The sequence below is a fragment of the Streptomyces sp. LS1784 genome (assembly GCF_020103755.1).
GTDB lineage: Bacteria > Actinomycetota > Actinomycetes > Streptomycetales > Streptomycetaceae > Kitasatospora.
This window is the reverse complement of sequence record NZ_JAHSQD010000566.1, coordinates 1-5,177: the sequence shown is the minus strand read 5'-3', so window position 1 is coordinate 5,177 and position 5,177 is coordinate 1. Positions and strand designations below refer to the sequence as shown.

The following is a 5,177-nucleotide window of genomic DNA, read 5'->3' as shown; positions in this document are numbered from 1 at the left end:
TCTGGGCGGCGCTGCCCGGGCCCGGCTGGCCGTACGAGATCGCGCGGGCGGTGGCCGCGACGCTGGCGAGCGGGCGCGGGGCGCTGGTCGTGCTTCCGGAGGGGCGCTCGGTGGCCCGGGTCGACCAGGCGCTGACCGAGCTGCTCGGCCCCGGGATGCACGTGGCGCTGGAGGCCGACCTCGGCCCGCGCGAGCGCTACCGGCGCTGGCTCGCGGTGAGCCGGGGCTCGGTCCACGCCGTGGTCGGCACCAGGGCCACCATGTTCGCGCCGGTCCGGGACCTCGGGCTGGTCGTCGTCTGGTCGGACGGGGACGGCAGCCACAGCGACCCGCGCTCCCCCCACCCGCACGTGCGCGAGGTGGCGCTGCTGCGCGCCGCCGAGGAGGGCGCGGCGGTGCTGCTCGGCGGGCACGCGGTGACGGTGGAGGGCGCGCAGCTGGTCAGTACCGGCTGGGCGCGCCCGCTGGTCGCGGACCGGGAGACGGTGCGGCAGGTCGCGCCCAGGGTGCGGACCGTCACCGACCAGGACCAGCACCGGGACGCCGCCGCCCAGGCCGCCCGGCTCCCCTCGGTGGCCTGGGAGGCCGCGCGGGAGTCGATGGCCGCCGGGCACCCGGTGCTCATCCAGGTGCCCCGGCGCGGCTACGTGCCCAGGCTGGCCTGCGGGCGCTGCCGCACCCCCGCCCGCTGCCGGCGCTGTGAGGGGCCGCTGGAGGCGCCCTCGGCCGACGCCGCACTGTGCTGCGGCTGGTGCGGGGAGCCGGAGAACGACTGGCACTGCCCCGAATGCGGGTCCTTCCGGCTGCGGGCCCAGGTGGTCGGGGCCCGGCGGACGGCGGAGGAGCTGGGCAAGGCGTTCCCCCGCATCCCGGTGCGGACCTCGGGCCGGGAGGCGGTGCTGACCACCGTGCCGGACGAGCCTTCCCTGGTGATCTCCACGCCCGGCGCGGAGCCGGTGGTGGAGGGCGGCGGCGGGTACGGGGCCGCGCTGCTGCTGGACGGCTGGGCGCTGCTGAGCCGGCCGGACCTGCGGGCGGGGGAGGAAGCGCTGCGGCTCTGGCTCGCGGGGGCCGCGCTGGTGCGGCCCTCGACGGAGGGCGGGACGGTGGTCGTGGTCGCCGAGCCCTCGGCCCGTCCGGTGCAGGCGCTGGTGCGCTGGGACCCTCTGGGGCACGCCGGGCTGGAGCGGGACGAACGGGCGCAGCTGCACTTCCCGCCGGTGTCCCGGATGGCCTCGGTGAGCGGGAGCCCCTCGGCGGTGGCGGACCTGCTGAACCTGATCCGGCTCCCGGAGGGGGCGGACGTGCTGGGGCCGGTGCCGGTGCCGGCGCTGCGGGGGGAGGAGCAGGAACGCGCGCTGCTGCGGGTGCAGCCCGGGCAGGGGGCCGCGCTGGCGGCGGCGCTCAAGGCGGCGCAGATCGCGCGGATCGCGCTGCGGACGGCGGAGCCGGTGCGGGTGCGGGTGGATCCGACGGACATCGGCTGAGCGGCGGGCGGGGGCTTCGGCGCGGTTCGGGTGCGTGCTTCGGGTTCGGTGGCCCGGTGGCCTTCGTGCCCGGTGGCCCGGGGGGCTTCGTGCCCGGCGGTCCGGTGGGGCGGGGTGAGTGGGCCACCCCGCCCCGGACGGCCCGGCTGCGGCGGCTCGGTCAGCCGCGCAGCGGGATGCCGGGTCGGTCCGCCTGGGGGCGGTCGACGGGGGTGCTGCGGTCGGTCGTGCCGCGGTCGACGGGGGTGTGGTCCATCGGGCCGCGGTCCGTCGTGGTGCGGTCGATCGTGTTGCGGTCCAGGCTGCTGCGGTCCAGGCCGCCCTGGCGAGCCGCCGGGACGGTCGTGGCCAGACCGGTGCGCTCGGCGGCGGCGGGCAGCTCCTCGGAGCGGTCCGGGCGGCTCTGGCCCGGGACGGCACCGCTCGCGGCGAGGAGCTCGCTGGTCGGGCGACGCATGCCGTAGCGCCGGTGCACGGCCTGCTTGGTGACCCCGAGGGCGGAGCCCACCGAGTCCCAGGAGAAGCCCAGCGCCCGGTCGAACTCGACCGCGGCCGCCACCAGGGTCTCCACGCTCTCCCGCAGCTCCTGCGCCAGACGCACGGTCGGCGCCGGCGCCCGCCCGTACACCACGAAGCCGGCCGAGGTGCTCGGTCGGCGCGGACGGTAGACGTTGCCCAGTTGCGCGGTGAGCGTCCGCAGCGCGTCGACCTGCCGCCTCACCCGCTCGATGTCCCGCACCAGCAGGTGCAGGCTCGCCCTCGCCCGGGCGTCGTGGTTGATCTGCTCGGCCATGGCCTACGTGCCACCTTCCGTACGGTTCAGCTCGGCCGGGGCGCGGTGTCCCGTGCGCCCGGCCCTGGTCAATCTCTCTTGACCAACGCCGAAGCGGGGGCCGGGGTAACGCCGCTCGGCACAGTCGGGCCGTGCCGGACGCCGATCCGGCCCCGGGGAAGCCCCCGGCGGACGGCCGCGCGGGTTGCATAGACTGGCGGGTGAACCAGCCCGACCGCAGCCCGCGCCCCTACGGACAGGAGCCCGTACCCCGTGGCGATCCAGCCGATCCGTCTCTTCGGAGACCCCGTCCTGCGGTCCACCGCCAAGCCGGTGACCACCTTCGACAAGGAACTGCGCAAGCTGGTCCGCGACCTCACCGACACCATGATGGACGCCCCCGGCGCCGGCCTTTCCGCGCCCCAACTCGGTGTTTCCCTGCGGGTGTTCACGTACCACGTGGACGGTGTCACCGGGCACCTGATCAACCCGGACCTGTCGCTGAGCGAGGAGGAGCAGGACGGCCCCGAGGGCTGCCTGTCGCTGCCCGGCCTGCGCTACGACACCAAGCGCTCGTACGGCGTGGTGGCCAAGGGCTTCGACATGTACGGCGATCCGGTGACCCTGGAGGGCACCCAGCTGCTCGCCCGGTGCATCCAGCACGAGACCGACCACCTGGACGGCATCATCTTCATCGACCGGCTCGACCGCGAGCAGCGCAAGGCTGCGTTGAAGGCGATCCGGGAGGCGGACTGGGGCGGCGGGCCGGTCCCGGTGGTCAAGGTCTCGCCGCACAGCACCTTCGGTTCCGCCCGCTGATCTCGGCCCGCTGATCTCGGCTCGCCGACCTCGGCCCGCTGACCTCCGCCGACTCCCGTCGGCTTCGCTGGTTTCTTGAACGTCCTTTTGCAGAAAGGCACTTGATGCGTCTCGTCTTCGCCGGCACCCCCGAGGTCGCCGTTCCCGCCCTGGATGCCCTGCTCGCCTCGGACCGGCACGAGGTCGTCGCGGTGGTCACCCGCCCCGACGCTCCGGCCGGGCGCGGGCGCAAGCTGGTTGCCAGCCCCGTCGCCCAGCGCGCCGAGGAGGCCGGGATCGAGGTCCTCAAGCCGGCGAAGCCCAGCGACCCGGACTTCGTCGCCCGGCTCACCGAACTCGCCCCCGACTGCTGCCCGGTGGTCGCCTACGGTGCGCTGCTGCGCCCCGGCACCCTGGAGATCCCCAAGCACGGCTGGGTCAACCTGCACTTCTCGCTGCTGCCCGCCTGGCGCGGCGCGGCCCCGGTCCAGCACGCGGTGATGGCCGGCGACGAGGTCACCGGCGCGTCCACCTTCCTGATCGAGCAGGGCCTGGACTCCGGCCCGGTCTACGGCGTGATCACCGAGGAGATCCGCCCGACCGACACCAGCGGCGAGCTGCTCACCCGGCTCTCGCTCTCCGGCGCGCGGCTGCTCGCGGCCACCATGGACGGCATCGAGGACGGCTCCCTGCACGCCGTGCCGCAGCCGGCCGAGGGCGTCACGCTCGCGCCGAAGATCACCGTCGAGGACGCGCGGATCGACTGGAACCACCCCGCGCTGCGGATCGACCGGGTGGTGCGCGGCTGCGCGCCGGCGCCGGGGGCCTGGACGGAGTTCCGGGGCGAGCGGCTGAAGGTCACCGGGCCGGTCAAGCTGCTGCCGGACTCCGCCGAGCTGGCGCCGGGCGAGGTCGCGATGGCGGGCAAGAACAGCGTCCGGGTCGGGACCGGCAGCCACGACGTCGAGCTGGGGGAGGTACGTCCGCAGGGGAAGAAGGAGATGCGGGCCGCCGACTGGGCCCGGGGCGCGCGGCTGGAGGCCGGGGAGCGCTTCGGGGGCTGACGCTCCGATTCGGCGCTACTGTTCGTTCGAGACCGTCCATGTTCGTCGGAGACCATCGAAGTTCGTCCGAGTTCGTCCGAGTTACTTCATCACCACCGTTCGTTTCATCACCACCGTTCGTTGATAGCCACCGCAGCACCTTGAGGCACCTGTGACCACCCCCAGCGCCAAGCGCGCCCCCCGCCCGCACCGCCGCCCGAAGAAGGACCCGGCCCGGATCGTCGCGTTCCGCGCGCTGCGCGCCGTCGACGAGCGCGACGCGTACGCCAACCTGATCCTGCCCTCGCTGCTCCGCGAAGCCGAGCAGAAGGGCATGGACCGGCGCGACGCCGCCCTCGCCACCGAGCTGGTCTACGGCACCCTGCGCCTGCAGGGCACCTACGACGCGATCATCGCCGCCTGCATCGACCGGCCGCTCGGCAAGGTCGACCCGCCGGTGCTGGACGTGCTCTCGCTCGGCGCGCACCAGCTGCTCACCACCCGCATCCCCAGCCACGCGGCCGTCTCGGCGACCGTCGAGCTGGCCCGGGTGGTGCTCGGCGACGGCAAGGCCAAGTTCGTCAACGCCGTGCTGCGCCGGATCAGCGCCCACGACCTGGACGCCTGGATCGAGCAGGTCGCCCCGCCGTACGACCGGGACGCCGAGGACCACCTCGCGGTCGTGCACTCCCACCCGCGCTGGGTCGTCTCCGCGCTCTGGGACTCGCTCGGCCGCTGGCAGCCCGACGCCTCCGGGCGCACCGCGATGGAGGAGCTGCTGCGGGCCGACAACGAGCGGCCCGAGGTCACCCTGGTCGCCAGGCCCGGCCGGGCCACCGTCGGTGAGCTGGCCGACGCGCTGCCGGAGGCCGAGCCGGGGCGCTGGTCCCCGTTCGCGCTGAGGCTCGCCGAGGGCGGCGACCCGGGCTCGGTCGCGGCGGTGCAGGAGAACCGGGCGGGCGTGCAGGACGAGGGCAGCCAGCTGGTCGCGCTGGCGCTGGCCTCGGCGCCGCTGGAGGGCCAGGACCGGCTCTGGCTGGACGGCTGCGCGGGCCCCGGCGGCAAGGCCGCGCTGCT

5 protein-coding genes are annotated in these 5,177 nt (G+C 75.3%); 4 read left to right on the top strand and 1 reads right to left on the bottom strand.

Annotation, left to right across the window (positions count from 1 at the left end):
* Positions 1 to 1,487 (top strand): primosome assembly protein PriA (locus KS423_RS37795; protein ID WP_224284263.1); only part of this gene is annotated, 1,487 nt, incomplete at its 5' end.
* A 160-nt stretch (positions 1,488 to 1,647) separates the two neighbouring features.
* On the opposite strand, the gene KS423_RS37790 is transcribed toward KS423_RS37795, so the two are convergent.
* Positions 1,648 to 2,280: a hypothetical protein gene (locus KS423_RS37790; RefSeq protein ID WP_224284262.1), complete on the bottom strand. Its 633-nt coding sequence runs from the start codon at positions 2,278 to 2,280 to the stop codon at positions 1,648 to 1,650.
* A 252-nt stretch (positions 2,281 to 2,532) separates the two neighbouring features.
* Here KS423_RS37790 and def point away from each other — a divergent pair, with 252 nt between their 5' ends.
* From def to KS423_RS37775, 3 genes are all read left to right on the top strand, one after another.
* Positions 2,533 to 3,078 (top strand): peptide deformylase, encoded by a 546-nt coding sequence (def, locus tag KS423_RS37785; RefSeq protein WP_224284261.1) that lies wholly within the window; start codon positions 2,533 to 2,535, stop codon positions 3,076 to 3,078.
* A gap of 104 nt (positions 3,079 to 3,182) precedes the next feature.
* Positions 3,183 to 4,121, top strand: coding sequence for a methionyl-tRNA formyltransferase (fmt, locus tag KS423_RS37780; RefSeq protein ID WP_224284260.1), 939 nt, complete (start codon positions 3,183 to 3,185; stop codon positions 4,119 to 4,121).
* A gap of 151 nt (positions 4,122 to 4,272) precedes the next feature.
* The coding region (locus KS423_RS37775) for a transcription antitermination factor NusB (RefSeq protein WP_308020291.1) at positions 4,273 to 5,177 on the top strand (905 nt) is incomplete at its 3' end.

Excerpts from the sequence above, each read along its gene's own strand:
- fmt (WP_224284260.1), top strand. The coding sequence starts at position 3,183 with ATGCGTCTCGTCTTCGCCGGCACCCCCGAGGTCGCCGTTCCCGCCCTG.
- KS423_RS37790 (WP_224284262.1), bottom strand. The coding sequence starts at position 2,280 with ATGGCCGAGCAGATCAACCACGACGCCCGGGCGAGGGCGAGCCTGCAC.